The organism is Flavobacterium sp. (assembly GCF_027490375.1).
Lineage (GTDB): Bacteria > Bacteroidota > Bacteroidia > Flavobacteriales > Flavobacteriaceae > Flavobacterium.
The window spans coordinates 1-19,361 of the sequence record NZ_JAIXYH010000042.1; the positions used below are offsets into that span (position 1 = coordinate 1).

A 19,361-nucleotide genomic window follows, 5' to 3' on the forward strand; every position below is an offset into this window, starting at 1 on the left:
AATCTACAACATCAAAATGCGCCAATAAACCAAATGGTAAAAATGAACTCAATATCGAAAAATCCACAACTTTTTTTATACGAAACTAAGCATTCTCCCCAGAAAATTAATGTGAGCCCTTTAAACTTTGGAAACTGAGGCTCGACGCGCGAGGTGGTTCGAGCAACAAGCAAATAAAGCAAGAAAAAACGTAAGGTAAACATTACGCCATAAAAAAACCGTCAATCAACAAAGGCTGATTAACGGTTTATGATTATCAAACGCTGAAATTAGCTTTCTAGGCTGTCTTTCAATCGTTGAATGTAATGTGCTTTTTGAATCTTCATTCGGTGAGTCACAGACGGTTTAATAAAAGCCTGTCTAGCACGCAATTGGCGTACAGTTCCGGTTTTGTCGAATTTTCTTTTGTAACGCTTAAGCGCTCTATCGATATTCTCTCCGTCTTTAATTGGTATAATCAACATAATATAGACACCCCCTTTCTTTAAGGCTGCAAAAGTAAACTATTTTTCTGGTTTTCAAAACTTTTTTTGGCGCGCCGGCAAAACTATTCGCTGGAAATACATATGGTTTTGCCGTCCTGCTTTCTGCTGCAAACTTTTTTGTGGCTTAAACGCCACCACAAAAAAGGCTTTCCGCGGCAATCAGTCGCGCGGGGAAAGTAACCAAAATGAGTGCCCCTGCTTGTTGGCAATGATTAAAAGAAGTTCCACAAAATTGAAAACAACTTTTATATCACTTATCGAAAGTTACGACACTCTTAGTGTGAAGGACTGCAACGAAAATAAAAAGCGGCTGCCGCTATACTGGCGCCCGCAGCACAAAGCGACCGAAGGAAGCTCTTGTGCTGCGATGGCGGCAGTTGCGGCAGCCGTTTTTTATTGCAGTGAAAGGCCTGACGGCGCCGGAGGAACGACCCGCCGGCACACCCAAAGGACACTAAAATATTCCGCGATAGCCGAATAAAATGCTTGAAGCTTGCTGAATTTTGTTTTCTGACTCATCATTTTCAATGCGCGAAAAATCAGATTGGCCTTGCAAACCGAGGTAAAGTGCTGCTCTATTTGAAATTCGGAAATCGACACTAATTTGGGTCATGAATCCAAAATTCCAACCAACATTTTCATCTTCTATGTGCCCTCCCGTTGTTTCTGTGAACTGGCGCATCAAGAAATTTGCGCTTGGCCCAAGAGCAACGTGCATAGAAATCGGACTTTTAGCGTTTTCTTCGTCAAAGCTGATGTCGCCACCCACCAAAAGTGGAATTTGCAAGTAATCATTTTGTAAGCGAACGGTTTGACCGAAAGCGGTTCTGTTGGCATCGAAAGTGGTAAAACTAAATCCGGAGGTTAAATCGAAGGATTTTGAAATTTTTCGGCTAATGAGCACGTCAAAACCGTTTAGTGTTCCATTTGTAGTTACTGAACCCGTCTCTTCATACTTTGCGAAACCTAATCTCGGTTGCAAGGAAAACGACCATTTTCTACTTTCGCCGCTCTTGTCTTGCGCATGTGACGAAGAAAATACACTTAGGAAACAGATGCTAAGGAGTAACAATTTTTTCATAATGCTTGTTTTAGTTTTCACCAAAGCTAGAATTGGAACAGGGAGAATAAAATTGTTTTAACTTAATTTTAAACAAAAAGCGCCCAAAAAGGCGCTTTAATTTTCTAAACTTTTTAATGTTTCACCGCGGGTTTATAGGTTTGCTTGTCGATAATCATTTTGGAGAGAATTTCGCGAAGGATTTCTGAAGTTCCGCCACCAATTGGACCCAAACGGCTGTCGCGCAACAATCGTGCTAACGGGTATTCTTCCATGTAGCCGTAACCGCCTAAGAATTGCAAGCAACTGTATATGGTTTCGTCGGCTACTTTAGTTGATTTTAACTTAGCCATTGTCGCTTCTTTAACCACATATTCTCCTTTTTGCAAGCGATCTACGGCCACGTAATTGAATACTTTACAGTGCTCGACATCGGAAGCGTGATCTACCAATTTATGTCGTAGTGCTTGAAACTTACTGATTTTAGTTCCGAAAGCTTCGCGTTGCGACATGTATTCTATGGTATAATCGATTGCGTATTCGGCTCGTGCGTGTGCGTTAATGGCCATGATAAGACGTTCTAGCGCAAAATGTTGCATGATGTACGGGAATCCTTTTCCAGCTTCGCCCATTAAATTAGTTACGGGTACTTCCACCTGATCGAAGGAAATTTCTGCGGTATCGGATGCGCGCCAGCCGAGCTTATCCAACTTTGATTTCGAAACGCCTTTAGCATTAGCATCCATTAAAAAGATACTGATGCCTTTATTTCCGGCTGCTGGATCGGTTTTCGCAGCTACGATATAGTAATCTGCGTAAACACCATTTGTAATGAAAGTTTTTGAGCCATTGATAACATACTTGTCACCTTGAAGAACGGCTGTCGTGCGCATTCCAGCAACATCGCTACCTCCGAAAGGCTCAGATATGCATAAGGCTCCGAGTTTATCGCCTGCTATACTTGGAACTAAGTAATTTTGTTTGATTTCTTCGCTGCCTTCGGCATTTAAGTGCGTCATAGCCAAGTACACGTGCGCCCAAACGGCTGCCGCGAAGCCCGAAGATCTAATTTTTTGTAACTCTTCCAGAAGAATTACCATGTAGAATAGGTCTAAATTCAGACCGCCATATGCTTCTGGGTATGTGATCCCAAGGAAGCCCATGTCGCCGAATTTTTTCCAAATAAAACGCTCTATAGTTCCCGTTTTTTCCCACTTTTCGATGTGAGGAACGACTTCTGCTTTTAAAAAATCTTGAAAACTTTTTCTGAACAATTCATGTTCTTCCGAAAAGTAAGTTGAATTCATGTGTTTACGAATGGCTTTTAAAATTCCAAATATAAAACTATTATTGTTAACTTTTCTTGCGTAAATCCTTCAACATTTGCCAAATCTTCAATAATTAAAGTTCCTTTCCGACTCCTGATTTTAACAATTTCACGAGCCAATCCATAGTTGAAATACGGAAAAGCCGACAGCTCTTTTACACTTGCGCGATTGATATTTAGCTTATTAAGTTTTGGCTTGGCACCTATTTTTAAATATGACTTTAACTGATCGAACATAAGTTCATCGACACCATACAAGAGCTTTAATTGATTGACCGTACAGAAACCGCCGAGTTTTTTTCGTTGATCGAGAATTTGTTGGGCACGTCTGACACCAATACCGGGAATCTCGACCAATTGCGCTTCTGTAGCAGTATTGAGATCAATTGCTTTTACAGCGTACCGTTTTTGTTGAAATGCCGTTTGCGTCTTCTTATTCGTCCAGGAAGGAAAGGCAAACAAGGGCGAAAGTTTTTGCAGTAATTCATTGGAAACACCCGTAACTTTTTGAAAATCAGTAGCAGAATTTACATACAATCCTTTTTTTCGATACGCTTGAAGCCGCTCGAATGCCGCTGTTGGAATTTTTAGCTGATAGGCTTTATAATCACTAATAAAATTGGGATTAAAAGGTTTTAGTTCGAACTTTTTAAACTTTCTTGCAGCAAGTTTTTTTTCATAAGCAGTTTCCAATAGCGCCAATTCTTTATTGTCTTGTACAGGAATACTTGGAGTTGGTGAATAAAAGTACAAGCACAATTGAAGTAAAATAAGAAGTAAAAATAGTGCTCCAAGGCCGCGCCGGTGCAGCTTCGGAATGAGGAAAATACTTTTCATTAAGCTTATAAATCAAAAACAGAAGATCTTTTGGCGCGGATTAAATCTTTTAATTTTAGCCAAAAAGCTAGCGTGAGATACACCCCGAACCAGAGTCCGGCTGTAACAAAGGAAATGTAAATAAAAAACAAGCGAACACTGCTGGCGCGCATACCCAAGCTATCGGCTAAACGACTGGCCGCGTTAAATCCGTGTTTTTCAAAGTAGTATTTTAGACGTAAATCAAAGCGCATAGCGGAACGAAATTAAGCAGATTTTTCGGATTTACTCAATAAATGCACTCCAATCGAACAATTCATGCAACGTCCCTTCTCGCAATATTGCTGTTTTAGTTCGAGTAAAGCCTGCGATTCGAATGCGGATTTAGCTTTGAGATCGAGATCGCTGAAACGTTTGATTATTGTATTATTTTCTGGTTTTATCTCTACAGCAAGATCGATTAAAAAATCGGAGCGTGTTTGCCCGTTTTCATTATAATAGGCAAACAAAAACGGAATTATTGTGTTGATAACCAGTAAATCAATAAAACTTTGCGACAACTGTTTGGGTGAAGCTCGTGTAGCTTTATCGGGCACGTAATGGGTCTGCCAATATTCGGAAACGCCTGCGTGAAAAAGTTGGTGCAGTTGTTTCAGATTTGTGGCTTTTAAGAGCATTTCAAATTTATACGCTGTTTGGTGATAAAACGCAGCGAGTTGCACTAAACGAATTGTCGGAAAATTCTCAGGACGAAGCTTAAAAAACTCGACCGGATGGGCTAATTCTTCGGATATCTGGTACTTTACTTTTAAAAAGCCAAACTCAGCTTTTAGCTGCTGAGCATAGAAATCTTGATAATCAGATTCGAGCAACTGGCAACTTCCCAGAAAAAGAGCTTCTAAACCAATCAAATTCGCAGATTCCTTGATAACGGCTTTAAAACCCACTCGTTGTGCCATTTGCTCAAACGCTATTGCATTGGAATTTAAACCAAATGCTTTTGCTAGGGCTACAAACAAGGTTGCTTCCCAATCGCAGTTTTGGTTTCGAAAGAGTTCGACTATACTCATGGCTTTTCGTTCGGCACGTTCGATGAAAAGCCGTTCGAGAAATGTATTCACAAGCTCCTTGGGGACAGAACCTATTAGTTTTTCGCAATAAATCCATGTTTTATTCTGGAGTAAACTTTGGTAAGAATGCACTAAAGTTGCAGCTACCCGTCCTTGCAATTCGAGAACCGGTATTGTTGCATTGTTTTCCAGGAAAATGTCGTAGTCGTAGTGCCAAACAACGTGTAGAATTACATTTTTGTATTTGGCATCTTGCTCGTGCCGGTGCAAGTACCAGTCGGAAGATTTCAGATGGATTTCGACATTGCCCACCCAGAGCTGCTGTCCGATTCGGATTTTAGCGTTAAAAAAATCGGGACCGCTAGTTTTAAGATAAAAGCCTTGATTTACAATCGAAAGCGGCTCTCCACTAGTCGTAAAAAGATTTTGGTGGTTGAATTTCTGAAACTTCCAGACATAGTGGAGAAAATCCTCTTTCATGGCTTATAAAAATTTGGATGGCTAATATGTGGCTAAGTTAAACATCTGATAAAATTACGATTACGGTTTTTCCGTAATTTTCAAAAAATTTTAATTTTCCATTTTATTAAGAAATTGTGAATTGTGAAAGACTTAACAGAAAAGCAAATGCTGTTTTAGACCTTTGCGGAAAGGTACATCTTGGAATCAAAAAACATTCAACGCATATTGGTTTGCCGACCAAATCATCGGTTGGGCAATATGCTTCTAGTAACTCCATTAGTTCAGGAACTTAAAAAAGATTTTCCTCAAGCGAAGATTGATGTTTTCGCAAAAGGAAAGCTCGTTGATGTGGTTTTTGAAAATTACGACAACTACGGAACTTCTATAAAGCTCAGTCGCAAACCTGCGAAAGAATTGTTGGAATATTTAAAGTCGTGGACTAAAATTTTAGCGGGAAAATACGACTTGGTTATCAATGTTGATGCTGCTTCAAAGTCTGGGAAACTTGCCACGAAATACACTAAAAGCAAGCACAAAATTTTTGGCGTAGACGAGTTAGCTAAAATTAGTCAATACTCCGACTATCGACATTTGGCAAAGTATCCAGTTTATGCTTATTGGAGTCATTTCAATATTCCGGTACGCGAAATTTCGCCTATTCGTTTAAAATTTTCCGCTGAAGAACGGGTAAAAGGACAGCAAATTTATGCGAGTTTACAGGGCAGCCAAAAGCCGCTCATTTGCCTATTCACTTATGCTACCAATCAAAAAATATACGATAGCAGTTGGTGGGATCCGTTTTATGAGGCATTGGCGGAGCGTTTTTCTTCGGAATACGAAATAATAGAGGTTCTTCCCGTTGAAAATATCTCGCAATTTGACCATAAAATCAAACACTATTACAGTAAAGATGTACGGGAAATTGCATCAGTACTAGAAAATGCTGCTTTGTTTATTGGTGCTGATAGCGGAATGATGCACTTGGCAGTTTCATCGGGTGTACCGACCATTGGATTATTTAAAATTACGAAACCTGAGAAGTACGAACCTTATGGCGGCAATTCGGGATTTATAGATACTACAAAAACTTCATTGCCTGAAATGATTCGGCAGATTGAAAGCGTATTAAGCTCTAAAAAGTAAGGTCATGTTACAATCATCAAAACGTAGCGATTTCAAAATCATCACGATAAATCCTGAAAAACAAGAGGGAATTGAACAAATTATTACCGCCTTTGACCAACAAGGTAGTGTATTCAAAAACTTCTACAAACGAAATACACTTAAAACAATTGCTTTATACGAGGAAACTGTAATGGTAAAATCGTTCAAAGTTCCCGGATTGTTTAAAAGGTACATCTACGGGAGCTTTCGCAAATCGAAGGCCCGACGCTCTTACGAAAATTCAGTAAAGCTAGCGCAATTAGGCATTCGTGTTCCTGCGCCTATCGCTTACGCAGAACGTATAGTAAAGGGACAACTATATGAAAGTTTTTACTTCTCTAAATTTGAAAACAAAACTTTTACCGTTCATGATGTTTTACTTAAAAAAGTAGAAATTGATCAGGTTAAATTGTTACAAGCCTTTACAGCATATACTTACCAATTACACCAAAAAGGCATACTGCATTTGGATTTGACGCCCGGGAATATTTTAGTTTCCGCTACTGATTCAGGTTTTGAATTTTCCTTGGTAGACGTTAACCGCATGAAATTTCAAAACCGAGCCATTCCGCCTGCGCGAGCCATAGAAAATCTAGGAAGACTCACGGAACTGCCAGACGCAGTAAAAGTTATATTGGACACGTATAGTGAAGTTTCGAAAACGCCGCGTGAAATTCTTCAACAGCGCTTTGAATCCTCGGTACGTTGCTATCAAGGTTACAGAAAGCTAAAAGCAAAAGTGAAAGGCTTCTTTAAAAACAAGAAACTTCATACGGTTACTTCACTGAATTGATTATGTCGTATTTGGTAATGATGTGATACTTTCCACCATCTAAAGCTACCAAAACCGCCTGATTCTCCTTGTTTATTAATCGGCTTACCTCTTCGATTGTTGCTTGCGCAGAAACAATAGGATACGCTGCCGACATTACCTCGCGAATTGGTTTATCTGCTAGATTTTTATCTAAAATGTAATTTTGAAACAAGGTCGCTTCGTCGATAGCTCCAACAAAACCTGTAGTATCTACAACGGGAATCTGTGAAATTTTAAATTTGCGCATGCGTTCCAACGCGTGAGAAACCAATTCTTCGGTTTTAGCTACTACTAATGGCTTATCGATATGATCTTTGATTAAGTCTAGCGCCGTGGTAACTTCTTCATCTAAAAATCCGCGCTCTCGCATCCAGTCGTCGTTAAACATTTTACCTACGTATCGACTTCCCGAATCGTGGAACAAAACAACCACGACATCTTCAGGTTTAAAATGTTCTTTTAACTGTAAAACGCCTTTAATCGCTGAACCTGCCGAGTTTCCAACAAAAATACCTTCCTCTAGCGCTAAGCGTCGTTGGTAAATAGCGGCATCTTTATCGGTAACTTTTGTAAAACCATCAATTAAAGAAAAATCTACATTCTTTGGTAGAATGTCTTCTCCAATACCTTCAGTGATGTACGGATAAATCTCGTTTTCGTCGAAAATACCCGTTTCGTGATATTTCTTAAAAACGGAGCCATAGGTATCAACACCCCAAATTTTCACATTCGGATTTTTTTCTTTCAAATACTTCGCTACTCCAGAAATAGTTCCTCCAGTACCGACACCAACTACGAAATGTGTGACCTTTCCTTCTGTTTGTTCCCAAATTTCCGGGCCGGTTTGTTCGTAATGTGCTACTGCATTCGACGGATTATCGTACTGATTTACATACCATGAATTTGGAGTTTCTTCGCCTAAACGTTTTGAAACTGAATAGTATGAACGAGGGTCGGTTGGTTCCACATCAGTCGGACAAACAACTACTTTTGCACCCACGGCACGCAGAATATCCATTTTCTCTTTAGACTGCTTATCGGTAATGACACAGATAAGCTTGTAACCTTTAACGATTGCTGCAAGAGCCAAACCCATGCCGGTATTTCCGGAAGTACCTTCAATGATGGTGCCGCCTGGTTTTAATCGTCCATCTGCTTCAGCATCCTCGACCATCTTCAAAGCCATGCGATCCTTAACTGAATTCCCAGGGTTGAATGTTTCAACTTTTGCTAAAACCAAAGCATCAATTTCGGTTGTAAGTTTGTTAATTTTAACTAGTGGCGTATTGCCTATGGTACCAAGAATATTTTCTGCGTATTTCATAATTTCTATTGAAAAAAGTTCCACACCAAACCAAAGCGTACGGTAAAATCGCGATACGGATAATCGGGTGCGCTGTAATAGTTAAATCCTGTTAAGGGCGAATTGAAATGTTCTGCCTTTAAATAAATACGTGTTTGACGAACACGAGCGTTTACAAAAAAATCGACTAAAGGAAAATTACCAATTTTACGTTCGTTTTGGACGTAAAAACTTCCTATAACCGGATTGTAATTATTGGCGTAGTAGGAAGTAAAATAATTTACCGTAAAACCTGTTTGTAGAAACAAGGCGCGTTTAAATAGATATTCGCTAAAGTAAAAACTCTGACGAAAAACTAAATCGGGAACGTTAAGAATGTCGTCGTCTTGAACTACTTGCTGAAACAGCACTGTATTATCGAGCGCAAACTTTCCGAATGTAAATTCTTTATCAACTTTAATCGAAAAATGTGAAATTGATTTACCGTACTGCTCTGGATTTACTGTCAATACTCGTGTACTATTTTGACCGTTAGTTATTGTAGTTTCCTGACCGCCGAAATACAGATAGTCGTTAATCAGGTTGTATTGAAACGCAGCGTTAAGCCAAGGCGTTTCTGCAAAAGCGGAAATTCGATTAATTTTTTGATTGACAAAATTGTTCGACCAATTATAATCTATAAAACTACTTTGAAACAAATTATATTGAAAATCGGGTATTTGCGACAAATTTTCCAGGCTTCCCGAAAAGGTGAATCGATCGTTTGGACGATAAGTAATATTTGCTTTCAGTTGCGATGTTTTTTCGGTTACACCTTCGAAATAATCGGCGGTAAAAATAATTTTGTTTCGGTGCAACGTGTAATTTCCTCCTACGGAAGCTACTTCGAGTTTCAAAGACGCTGGAATAATGTCGTTATCATTAACGATAATCGATCTATAAAAGTAATTGAAGTTCTGAAAAGCAGCATAAGGCTGAATACGTCCTATTTTTGTGTTTCCAAAACTGACGCCCACCTGATTTTTCATGGTATTGAAGCGCACCTTATCTCTGATATTAGAAGGAACGTAGGCCGCGCCAAATCGCTCGTTAACCGTTTGCTGGTTGTACTCTGAAAATTTGTGCTCGTAGGTGAACTCGTGCGAAATTTGCAAGTTAGTTTTATCCGATTTACCAGCAATAACGAGTTGTTGATTGAAATAGTAACGATTGCCTCGAAGTATCGATTCGGCATCCGGAAGATAAACGCTCAAACGGCGTCGATCCGTAAAAGCTGCATCTCCTGATTCAAAATCTTCGATATTCTCAATACCGCCGTTTTCGTAATTCAGTAAATCTTGCGCAGTCATGTGAGCGCGCAACCTGTAACGTTTATTTTTGGTTATGTAAGAAGCCGTAAATCGAAAATTACCGCTACTTGTAAGCTGGTTCACGTACTTACCTTGCGACCTAACTCCTTTATAAGCAATGGAAAAGTTATGTCTTTTACTGGTGTTTAATGTAATGAAGGCATCTAAGCTATGGCCTTGTTCCATTACGGTTTTGTAGTACAATTCGGTGAGTGGCGTAGCTACAGAGTAGTAGTTTATATCTTCCACTTCTTTGTAAAAAAAATGCTTTCCAGCGAAACCAATTCCGGGAGTAGCGTTTTGTCGGGTTAGGGAAAAATCAAGTGTGTTATATGTTTGCCCTTCGTTGGCAAAGGGTAGAAGTCCGAAGTTATCTTTGCGCAGATAATTAAAGATGTAATCTTTCCGGATGGTTAACGATGTATCGATGTAGGTCGTATCGTTTTTCGGACTAATTACCTGGTACATGGTAATGTCGGCTTTATTCGGTTTTAGAGAAGTTGACTTTTCGCCAAGTTTGGTGTCGACTCTCGTATTGGTTTGCGTTCCCGGCGACAATTTGTCCAAACTCTTTGTATTTCGTTGCGCTTGCGCGGATGCGAACATACAAATAGCTAAAGCGGTTAACAAAATACGTACTGTCATATCTAAAAAACTGCGCGCAAAGATACGCTTATTCGTTAAAGGTCATTCAAAACATCCTTTAAATCTTTGGTATAGAAACACCAAATCTTCGGCTTTAGTATTTCTTTAGTTAAAACGAAAACGAGTACTAAAAATCGAGTTATTCGATAGAGCTGGAAAAAAATAAATTCAAAAAAAAGACCGTCGGTTTTCGACGGTCTTTTTGGATTTATCTAATGAAACTTACTTGACGATGGTCATTTCATCGACAATGTGTTTTGCGTTTGCATATTTATCGATTAGCCATAAAACATAGCGAATATCTACGTTGATGGTGCGCTGCAAATTTTTATCAAAAATAACGTCACCCGCCATTGCTTCAATATTTCCATCGAAAGCTAAACCAATAAGTTCACCTTTTCCATTTAAAACTGGGCTTCCTGAGTTTCCTCCAGTGATGTCGTTATCTGTAAGGAAATTAACCGGCATGAAACCCGATTTATCTTGGTAGCGACCGAAATCTTTTGTTTTTGCAAAATCTAACATACGCTGTGGTAAGTCGAATTCTGGATCGTTCTTTTTGTACTTTTTGATCATTCCATCAAAAGTTGTAAAGTTGTTGACTTTGGCATCGTTGCGCTTGTCTGCCGGCAAAGCACGTACTTTTCCATAAGTTAGACGCAAGGTAGAATTTGCATCAGGGTAGCGAATTGGTGCCAATTTCGAAGCGCGTAAACCTTCTACGAGTTTTCGGTAAGCTGCTCCGTAATCGTTCTGAGCTTTAGCAAGTTCGTCTGATCTTTTAGAGAAATGTGCCAGAAGTTCGTTTGAAAACTGGTTTAATGGATCGTTTACAATAAGTTGTTCGCTTGGAAATTCAAGAAAAGCTGCCATTCGCTCTTTAGAGGTAAGTATACTTAAATCGAACGTTGCGTTAACAAATTTGGTAAAGTCGTTATTGTTTGCTTTTGCGATTTTCTCAACCACAGGTGCAATGGGATAACCAACAGCTTTTGTTGCATACAACTTTAACTGTGCAGCCATGATATCTTTTTCAGCCGGAATGTATTGTTCTGAGAATAATCCTTCCACCGCATCTTCAATCTGAGGCTTCATTTCTTGACGCTTCTTCTCGTCGGCTTTAGCATAATTTTCGAGCATTTTTCCTAAACCTCTTCCGATAGTTCCGTAAGAAGTGGTGCGGAAAAGTTGCGTTAAGTACATGTCATGACGCGACTTTTCGTTGGTCATCTTATAATAGTTGTTAAGTGTTTCAACTACTGAACCATAGCGTGCCTTATTTTCTGCTTTGTTTGCCCACTTATTGAATTTTGCTTCTTGTTCCGCTTTGGTTTTTGCGGTTTGGAATTTGGTAAGTGCATCAATCATACCTTGTCTGTTCTTCCAGTAGTTTGCAGTTGAAGCAAATTTTGAAGCGTATTTCAGACGCAGCTCATCGCTTTGTTGCATGTACTCCTGCATATTATCCATGCCTGTTTTAGCACCTTCAACCCATGCTGGATAAGCAAATTTTACGTTTTGCTCTATTCCGCCAGCAGGCATCCAACGATTGGTTCTGCCCGGATAACCTAAAATCATGGCAAAATCGTTTTCTTTAACGCCATTCAAATTAATTTTCAAATGTTGTTTTGGTTTTAAAGGCACATTATTCGGACTATATTCCGCTGGGTTTCCATTAGCATCGCCGTATACGCGAAACATGGAAAAGTCGCCGGTGTGTCTTGGCCATTCCCAGTTATCAGTATCGCCGCCAAATTTTCCAACTGCTTCCGGTGGCGTACCCACTAAACGCACATCAGTGAAATCTTGATAAACGAAATAGTAGAATTCGTTTCCTTGAAAAAATGAACGCACTGAAACTACATACTTCCCTCCTTCATTATTTTCTTTTTCAATCAATGCAATTTCTTGATTGATAGCTTTTTCGCGCTCCGCTTCAGTCATATTATCGTTTAGCTTCGACAAGATACGCTTAGAAACATCGTCCATTCTTACAAAAAAGCGTACGAATAAGCTTTTTGGCTTCAACTCGCCTTTTTTGTCGGCTGCCCAATATCCATCTCTTAGATAGTTATTCTCAGGTGTAGATAATTCTGCAATAGCATCGTATCCGCAGTGGTGATTAGTTAAAACAAGTCCGCTACCAGAAATAAGTTCGGCAGTACAACCGCCGTTAAATTGAACAATAGCATCTTTTAAGCTGTTGTTGTTGATGCTGTAGATTTCCTCTGCTGTTAATTGGAGGCCCATCTTTTGCATATCTCTGTGATTCAGACGTTCAATAAACATCAAGAACCACATCCCTTCGTCGGCGCGAGCTGGAAAAATGCTCAATAAAGCGACAACTACCAATAAGATTTTCTTCATAGTGTACGAAAATTAAATACGAGTATTAAAAAAGTGTTTGCGAATATACGGGAAAAGCTGCTGTTTTGTTGCGATGATACATTCCAAAGTGAATTTCTATGCCAAGAAAGTTCAAAGGTTAATAATTTAACTACAAAGCACCTAAATACGCAATTCATGTTGTGAAATGAAGGCCGAAGACAATTACGCTCGTCAAATGATAACGATACTTTAACTCTGATTTAGATAACTAACCCTGTTGGCAACTGTAACATGTGTACATGCTTTCTGGAATTAGTCGTTAAGCATTTTCCAAAGTCGATCCTTAAGTAATTGTAAGTTGTATTGACTTACCGATGAGAAAAAAATGTAAGGAATATTTTTAAATTGAAGATCGAGTTCAACCTTTAGTTCGCTTTGCAATTCCTCATCAATCATATCGCACTTTGAAATTGCTACAAGACGTTGCTTGTTCAGTAATTCGGGGTTATATTCTTCCAACTCGCGAATTAAGATATCATATTCTTCTTTAATATTTGGCGAATCAACTGGTATCAAGAACAGTAAGGTCGAATTTCGTTCGATGTGACGTAGAAAGTAGTGTCCGAGTCCTTTACCTTCGGCAGCACCTTCAATAATACCAGGTATATCTGCGATGACAAACGACTGGAAATCGCGATATGCTACAATACCCAAATTTGGTTTTAGGGTTGTAAACGGATAATCTGCAATTTTAGGTTTGGCCGAAGTTAATACAGAAAGGAGCGTCGATTTTCCGGCATTGGGAAAACCTACTAATCCGACATCGGCCAAAACTTTTAGTTCGAGAATGACGTCTTTTTCCTCGCCTGCCAAACCGGGCTGTGCGTAACGCGGTGTTTGATTGGTTGAGGAACGGAAATGCCAATTGCCTAAACCTCCTTTCCCGCCCAGGGCGAGTATTCGCTCTTCGCCATCTTCCGTAATTTCAAAAAGCACCTCATCGGTTTCTTTATCTTTTACAACAGTACCTAAAGGAACTTCAATAAACTGGTCTTCACCGTCGGCTCCTGTACTTCTCGAGCTTCCACCATCACCTCCATGACCTGCTTTAACGTGACGCATAAACTTTAGGTGAAAAAGCGTCCAGAGATTTTTCCTTCCAACTAAAATAACGTGACCTCCACGACCGCCATCGCCACCATCCGGACCACCTTTTTCGATAAATTTTTCACGATGTAAATGCGAAGAGCCTTTTCCTCCTTTACCGGAAGAAACATATATTTTAACGTAGTCTACAAAATTTCCTTCTGTCATTTTTAGTCTTTAGTAGTTTCGTAAACCAAAACTTTGTCAATTTTTACACCATCCATGTCGATAACTTCAAGAACAAACCTTTGCCATTCCAACTTTTCTCCTTGCTTTGGAATTCTGGAAAGTTCGGTCATTATGAGTCCGCTTACTGTTGTCACTTCGTAATCGTTTATTAGTTCATCGAGCTCGAAAAAGGTTAAGAAATCGTGTAATGAATAATGCCCGTCTACAAGCCATGTGCCATCTTCCCGGGCAATGAGTTGAAAATCGTCTTTATAAAATTCAGAAGCATCACCAACTAGTGCCTCGAGGATATCGTTTAAGGTAATAATTCCCTGGAAATCACCATACTCATCAGATACAAAGGCGTAGTGAATACCACTTTTTTTGAAGTTTTCCAACGCAGTGTACGCTGTAGTTTGCTCCATGATGTAGGGTGCTTCGCTAAGAATATTACTGAGATGAAAGTGCTCGTCTCCAAAATGAGAGAATATATTTTTCAAATTGACAACACCTACGATGTCGTCGTAATTTTCTTTATAGACGGGATAAATGGAATGAAGTTCCTTGAGCATTAGCTCTCTAACTTGGGAGCGATCGGCATCGATAGGCAATAAGATAACTGACTTGCGGTGCGTCATTAAGGAATTTACCTTTCGATCTCCAATGTGAAAAACGCGTTCCACAATATCTTGTTCAATTTCTTGCACTTCACCTCCTTCGGTACCTTCCTTGATGATGGCTTTAATTTCCTCTTCGGTAATTTTACCATCAGCAGTTGGTTTTATCATCAGGATTTTGAGAAGAAATTCCGTTGAAATTGTCAGTAACCAAATAAAAGGGGCAGTAATAACGGAAACTGCCTTCATCGGTACCGCTGTGGCTTTGGCAATTGCTTCAGGATAATTTAAACCTATGCGTTTAGGCACAAGTTCCCCTAGAACCAATGAAACGAAGGTAAGCAATACAACAACGACACCAACTGCAAAAGTGTGGGCGTATGGCTGCGTTGTTGGAAACTGCTGAAAAAAGTGTTCTACATCTGCTGTTATTTTATCTCCACTGAAAATACCTGTTAAGATTCCTATAAGTGTGATACCAATTTGTACTGTGCTTAAGAATTTATTGGGTGCGTTTGCCAAATCTAGAGCGGCTTTTGCACTCGAATTACCTTTTTTGGCTGCATTTTCAAGTCGATTTTTTCGAGCAGAAATCAATGCGATTTCAGACATTGAAAAAACACCATTTAAAATGATAAGAAATAAGATAATTAGAAATTCCATAGTTTTTGATTGTTCAAATGCGCGCTATCTACAATTGTTCGATAACTGCGCTGAGCCGCCTTGTAATTTCAGATACTGCTCCGATACCATCGACAGCAAAAAATTTATCTTGGTTTTGATAATACCCGATTAATGGTGCTGTTTTTTCATTGTACTCTTGATAGCGGTTGCGAATTTTTTCTTCGTCTTGATCGTCGCTTCGCCCAGACGTTTTTCCGCGTTCTAAAAGTCTTTGAACAAGGATTTCATCGTCGGCTTCAAGTGCAATGGTTGCATTTACTTTCTGACCTTTTGAAGTTAGGAAGGCATCTAGCGCTTCTGCCTGAGCGATCGTTCTTGGAAAACCATCAAATAAAAAACCAGCTGTATTTTCGCTTTTATTCGCTTCGAATTCAAGCATTTGAATTGTTAACTCGTCCGGAACAAGATCACCTCTGTCGATGTACGTTTTAGCTGTCGCACCAAGTTCTGTTTGATTTTTTATATGGAATCGAAAAATATCGCCTGTCGACAAATGAGTAAGGTTATACTTTGCTTTTAGCACTTCGGCCTGAGTTCCTTTACCTGCACCAGGTTTACCAAAAAGAACAATATTAATCATGGGTATAATTTTGAGATGTAATTATAGATTTATTGAAAATATAAAATTAAGGGAATTTTACTTATTCCTTTAACACAAAAACTTCTTTAGAATTTCTACCTAAGCCATCATAATCCAAACCATAGCCTACTATGAATTTGTTTGGAATTCGAATTCCCACATAATCTAGTTTAATGGACTTATTGTAAACCTCCGGTTTTAAAAATAGGGTCGCAATTTTAACATGCTGAATGTTCTTTTTCTTTGCAGCATCTTTAAGATAAACAATTGTATTACCTGTATCGACGATATCTTCAACAAGTATAACTACACGGCCCTCTAATTTAGTTTCGAAAGGTAAAGATTCGGAAATTTGACCTGAACTGTTAGTTCCTTCGTACGAATTCACTTTTACGAAAGATACTTCGCACGCGCCTCTGTAATGCTTGAGTAAATCTGCCAAAAAAACAACAGAGCCATTCAAGACACCTACAAACACAGGGCACTGGTCGGAGTAATCAGCATAGATTTGTTCAGCGAGTTGCTGTATTGCGAATTGAATTTCACTAGCTTCGATAAAAGGTTCGAAGTACCTATCGCCAATTTTCAATGATTGATACGTAATAGTCAGTGCGACAAAGATAATATTATTTTATTTGCTAGAGTCTTTCCCATCCAAAGGAAAGCCAGTTACAAAGACAAAAAAAGACTCATTTTTGAATTTTATCAACAAAAAACTACAAAACATAAGGATTTTTAACAATAGACATGATTTTTTTGTTAAATAATTGTCTTAAAATTGCAAAACCTTAACCTAACTTTAAAAACCATTCCATGAAAAAAACTACATTCCTTCTTCTACTACTTACGTCGTATTTTTCATCAATGGCGCAACTTCCTCCCGGATCTGCAGCGCCCGACTTCACAGCAACCGATATAAACGGTAATACTCACACACTATCAGAATACCTCAATCAAGGTAAAACGGTAATTTTAGATATATCCGCAACTTGGTGTGGTCCTTGCTGGAATTATCACAACGGAAAAGCTCTCGACAACATTTATAATGCTTATGGCGCGAACGGATCAAATGAAGTTGTAGTTTTATTTGTTGAAGGCGATCCGAGCACTACACTTGCAGACCTTCAAGGAACCGGCAATAATACAAGAGGTGACTGGACCGCAGATACGTCTTATCCTATTATTGATTCGGCAGCCATTGGCGACCTCTATCAAATTGGATATTTCCCAACTGTTTACAGAATTTGCCCAGACGGAATCGTAACAGAAATTGGCCCATTAACCGCTCCAAATATTAGAGCATCGATTAACACGAGCTGCGGTACTTTAGTTGGACTTCAAAATCACGCTGAGTTGATCGAATCTGTAAATTACTTTTGTAGTACAAACGGCGCACCTATCGCTAAATTCAAAAACTACGGTACTAACTCGATAACTAGCGGAACGATAGGACTTAAAAAAGATGGTGTTTTGGTTGCAACAAAAAGCTTCACCGGAAGTACAACTCAATTCAGCACAAGAAACATTCCTTTCGACGCCCTAGATTTCGATCCTGAGGCCGAATATACCTTCGAATTCCAAACAATAAACAACGCCGCTGTTTCTGCTTCCGACTTCAGTGTGGAGCCAACCGAACTTAAAAGTGCAACGAATATCTTACCAGAGATTACTTTAAACATCTATACCGACAATTATCCAACGGAAATGACTTGGAGAATTAAAAATTCAACCGGAACTATCGTTGCCAGTGGAGGTCCGTATGCTGGAAGTCCAAACGGAGGTGGTGCAGATGCAAATACTGTGATTTCGCAATCCTTGACTTTAGGTGCAAGTAACTGTTACAGCATCGAACTATTGGATAGTTATGGCGACGGTTGGAGTATCGGAACTCTAGATCAAAAAGGATTGGAGATCGTACAAAATGGAGAAACAGTAGTTTTTATCGACGGTAGTAATTTTACCTCAACGCTTTCTCGACCAAACCAAGTAACAACTTACGCCTTATCGGTTGAAGATCCTATTGCAGAATCATTCGGACTTTTACCAAACCCATCAAACGGTTTAGTAACTTTTTACAGTAAAGAGGCAGCCGATATTTTAATTAGCGACTTACAAGGAAAAGTGGTGTTCAACGCAAAAGACTTCGCTGCGAATGCTTCTCTTGACCTATCTTCTCTACAATCGGGTGTATACATTACAACTATCACAACAGAAAAATCTACAACAACTCAAAAACTTGTTATCAAATAATGAAAAAGCTACTCGTTTTACTAGCAATTGTTGGCTTCAACTTTTCGTACTCTCAGTTGTCAATGACAAAGCTAGACGGAACTCCGATAAACAACGGCGATTTATATTTATTTACAACCCATAATTCTGCAGAATCGTATTTGGGCTTTAAAATGTATAATAATAGCAACAGCGACATACGTGTAAAGTGTAGAGTTGTATCTATTACTAACGCGCCAGGCAGCAATGTACAATTATGTTTAGGCGATATTTGCGTTTTTAACGTAACTGTTGGAAATGCATACCCAAATGCTGGGGCATTTATTGAAGCAAATGGCAGCAACGGAAATTTCGACCATTTCGACAATCAGTTTGCAAATACAGGTGGCACTTTTCCTGTAGATTATGTGCTGAAATTTTTTATAGTAAATGCACAAAATCAGGAAGTAGGAAACTCAATTCAGTTTACATACCGATTCAATCCAAATGCTGCGAGCGTAGAGGAGTCTGATCTAAAAAGTATGGGAATTAAGCTATCGCAAACAGTAGTAAGCTCTAATTTTGAGGTTGATGCCCAATTAGAAACCACTCTTTTTTTGACAGATATCAATGGTAAAGTTGTCAGACAACTCGCTTTTTCAGGCACTCGAAACATCGATTTATCAGAATTACAGAGCGGTATGTATTTTGCCCGTTTTGAGTCTGGGGAAAAAGTTGCTGTAGCGAAAATTTTGAAAAAATAGAACAAAATTGAATTCTAATTAAAGCTGCCTAGTGCAGCTTTTTTTTGTTTTTAAATGTCCCAACTAAATGAAAGTTCGCATTTTTTCAAGGAAACTACTTTTATAAATCTTCGTAAATCCATACGTAAAAATTAAGCGACAGAAACAGTTACCGAGAATAACAGTTACAAGAATTAACTCACAACTGCTTCGCGTTTTCTATTCAATAGATATTGTTGTTTCTAGTAAGCTCAAAATTCTGCAACAAAAAAAAGAAGCCGTCTCACAACCTGAGGCGGTTTTTTTATTATTTTTTGTTGGATTTTCAGTTTGTTTTTTGTATATTTATATCTGATTTACAGATGATTACGCATGAATTTCAAGCTTTATAA

At 39.0% G+C, this 19,361-nt stretch carries 17 protein-coding genes; 4 read left to right on the forward strand and 13 right to left on the reverse strand.

Going from position 1 to position 19,361, the window contains the following annotated elements:
- Positions 1 to 269: 269 nt before the first annotated feature.
- The 6 genes from rpsU to Q0064_RS05295 form a co-directional block, all read right to left on the reverse strand.
- Complete coding sequence (gene rpsU, locus Q0064_RS05270; protein ID WP_094487297.1) at positions 270 to 464, reverse strand: 30S ribosomal protein S21; 195 nt, start codon at positions 462 to 464, stop codon at positions 270 to 272.
- A gap of 475 nt (positions 465 to 939) precedes the next feature.
- Positions 940 to 1,566, reverse strand: a complete 627-nt coding sequence (locus Q0064_RS05275; RefSeq protein ID WP_298145367.1) for a hypothetical protein — start codon at positions 1,564 to 1,566, stop codon at positions 940 to 942.
- A 113-nt stretch (positions 1,567 to 1,679) separates the two neighbouring features.
- Entirely contained in the window at positions 1,680 to 2,852 is a 1,173-nt protein-coding gene (locus Q0064_RS05280) for an acyl-CoA dehydrogenase family protein (RefSeq protein ID WP_094487299.1), read from the reverse strand.
- Between the two features lie 17 nt (positions 2,853 to 2,869).
- Positions 2,870 to 3,709 carry a helix-hairpin-helix domain-containing protein gene (locus Q0064_RS05285; protein WP_298145371.1) on the reverse strand — a complete coding sequence of 280 codons (840 nt, stop codon included), beginning with the start codon at positions 3,707 to 3,709 and terminating at the stop codon, positions 2,870 to 2,872.
- Between the two features lie 5 nt (positions 3,710 to 3,714).
- Entirely contained in the window at positions 3,715 to 3,942 is a 228-nt protein-coding gene (locus Q0064_RS05290; protein WP_094487301.1) for a PspC family transcriptional regulator, read from the reverse strand.
- A 12-nt stretch (positions 3,943 to 3,954) separates the two neighbouring features.
- Entirely contained in the window at positions 3,955 to 5,238 is a 1,284-nt protein-coding gene (locus tag Q0064_RS05295) for a DUF2851 family protein (protein WP_298145375.1), read from the reverse strand.
- 240 nt (positions 5,239 to 5,478) lie between these two features.
- On the opposite strand from Q0064_RS05295, the gene Q0064_RS05300 reads away from it, so the two are divergent.
- Both Q0064_RS05300 and Q0064_RS05305 read left to right on the forward strand, forming a co-directional pair.
- Entirely contained in the window at positions 5,479 to 6,363 is an 885-nt protein-coding gene (locus Q0064_RS05300; protein WP_298145378.1) for a glycosyltransferase family 9 protein, read from the forward strand.
- A gap of 4 nt (positions 6,364 to 6,367) precedes the next feature.
- Entirely contained in the window at positions 6,368 to 7,177 is an 810-nt protein-coding gene (locus tag Q0064_RS05305; RefSeq protein ID WP_298145382.1) for a lipopolysaccharide kinase InaA family protein, read from the forward strand.
- Here the strand turns inward: Q0064_RS05305 and Q0064_RS05310 are convergent.
- The 7 genes from Q0064_RS05310 to Q0064_RS05340 form a co-directional block, all read right to left on the reverse strand.
- The gene (locus Q0064_RS05310) at positions 7,161 to 8,522 is read right to left on the reverse strand and encodes a pyridoxal-phosphate dependent enzyme (protein WP_298145384.1); all 1,362 of its coding nucleotides are present in this window, start codon (positions 8,520 to 8,522) and stop codon (positions 7,161 to 7,163) included. The two genes, Q0064_RS05305 and Q0064_RS05310, sit on opposite strands and share 17 nt — an antisense overlap.
- Positions 8,523 to 8,527: 5 nt before the next feature.
- On the reverse strand, positions 8,528 to 10,495 hold the full coding sequence (locus Q0064_RS05315) for a putative porin (protein WP_298145387.1): 1,968 nt from the start codon (positions 10,493 to 10,495) through the stop codon (positions 8,528 to 8,530).
- A gap of 222 nt (positions 10,496 to 10,717) precedes the next feature.
- Entirely contained in the window at positions 10,718 to 12,862 is a 2,145-nt protein-coding gene (locus Q0064_RS05320; RefSeq protein WP_298145390.1) for a S46 family peptidase, read from the reverse strand.
- Positions 12,863 to 13,135: 273 nt separating this feature from the next.
- Entirely contained in the window at positions 13,136 to 14,137 is a 1,002-nt protein-coding gene (gene obgE / locus Q0064_RS05325; RefSeq protein WP_298145393.1) for a GTPase ObgE, read from the reverse strand.
- A gap of 2 nt (positions 14,138 to 14,139) precedes the next feature.
- Complete coding sequence (locus Q0064_RS05330; protein ID WP_298145396.1) at positions 14,140 to 15,417, reverse strand: hemolysin family protein; 1,278 nt, start codon at positions 15,415 to 15,417, stop codon at positions 14,140 to 14,142.
- A 28-nt stretch (positions 15,418 to 15,445) separates the two neighbouring features.
- Complete coding sequence (locus Q0064_RS05335) at positions 15,446 to 16,018, reverse strand: adenylate kinase (RefSeq protein ID WP_298145399.1); 573 nt, start codon at positions 16,016 to 16,018, stop codon at positions 15,446 to 15,448.
- Between the two features lie 61 nt (positions 16,019 to 16,079).
- Complete coding sequence (locus tag Q0064_RS05340; protein WP_298145402.1) at positions 16,080 to 16,607, reverse strand: phosphoribosyltransferase family protein; 528 nt, start codon at positions 16,605 to 16,607, stop codon at positions 16,080 to 16,082.
- 224 nt (positions 16,608 to 16,831) lie between these two features.
- Here Q0064_RS05340 and Q0064_RS05345 point away from each other — a divergent pair, with 224 nt between their 5' ends.
- Positions 16,832 to 18,268 (forward strand): T9SS type A sorting domain-containing protein, encoded by a 1,437-nt coding sequence (locus Q0064_RS05345; RefSeq protein WP_298145405.1) that lies wholly within the window; start codon positions 16,832 to 16,834, stop codon positions 18,266 to 18,268.
- Positions 18,268 to 18,990 carry a T9SS type A sorting domain-containing protein gene (locus tag Q0064_RS05350; protein ID WP_298145408.1) on the forward strand — a complete coding sequence of 241 codons (723 nt, stop codon included), beginning with the start codon at positions 18,268 to 18,270 and terminating at the stop codon, positions 18,988 to 18,990. Before Q0064_RS05345 ends, Q0064_RS05350 begins: the two co-directional genes overlap by 1 nt.
- Positions 18,991 to 19,361: the final 371 nt, after the last annotated feature.

Coding starts and splice junctions, on each gene's coding strand:
- Q0064_RS05310 (WP_298145384.1), bottom strand. CDS start 8,522: ATGAAATACGCAGAAAATATTCTTGGTACCATAGGCAATACGCCACTA.
- Q0064_RS05350 (WP_298145408.1), top strand. CDS start 18,268: ATGAAAAAGCTACTCGTTTTACTAGCAATTGTTGGCTTCAACTTTTCG.
- Q0064_RS05280 (WP_094487299.1), bottom strand. CDS start 2,852: ATGAATTCAACTTACTTTTCGGAAGAACATGAATTGTTCAGAAAAAGT.
- Q0064_RS05345 (WP_298145405.1), top strand. CDS start 16,832: ATGAAAAAAACTACATTCCTTCTTCTACTACTTACGTCGTATTTTTCA.
- Q0064_RS05330 (WP_298145396.1), bottom strand. CDS start 15,417: ATGGAATTTCTAATTATCTTATTTCTTATCATTTTAAATGGTGTTTTT.
- Q0064_RS05305 (WP_298145382.1), top strand. CDS start 6,368: ATGTTACAATCATCAAAACGTAGCGATTTCAAAATCATCACGATAAAT.
- Q0064_RS05315 (WP_298145387.1), bottom strand. CDS start 10,495: ATGACAGTACGTATTTTGTTAACCGCTTTAGCTATTTGTATGTTCGCA.
- Q0064_RS05320 (WP_298145390.1), bottom strand. CDS start 12,862: ATGAAGAAAATCTTATTGGTAGTTGTCGCTTTATTGAGCATTTTTCCA.
- Q0064_RS05285 (WP_298145371.1), bottom strand. CDS start 3,709: ATGAAAAGTATTTTCCTCATTCCGAAGCTGCACCGGCGCGGCCTTGGA.
- rpsU (WP_094487297.1), bottom strand. CDS start 464: ATGTTGATTATACCAATTAAAGACGGAGAGAATATCGATAGAGCGCTT.
- Q0064_RS05290 (WP_094487301.1), bottom strand. CDS start 3,942: ATGCGCTTTGATTTACGTCTAAAATACTACTTTGAAAAACACGGATTT.
- obgE (WP_298145393.1), bottom strand. CDS start 14,137: ATGACAGAAGGAAATTTTGTAGACTACGTTAAAATATATGTTTCTTCC.
- Q0064_RS05275 (WP_298145367.1), bottom strand. CDS start 1,566: ATGAAAAAATTGTTACTCCTTAGCATCTGTTTCCTAAGTGTATTTTCT.
- Q0064_RS05295 (WP_298145375.1), bottom strand. CDS start 5,238: ATGAAAGAGGATTTTCTCCACTATGTCTGGAAGTTTCAGAAATTCAAC.
- Q0064_RS05300 (WP_298145378.1), top strand. CDS start 5,479: ATGCTTCTAGTAACTCCATTAGTTCAGGAACTTAAAAAAGATTTTCCT.
- Q0064_RS05335 (WP_298145399.1), bottom strand. CDS start 16,018: ATGATTAATATTGTTCTTTTTGGTAAACCTGGTGCAGGTAAAGGAACT.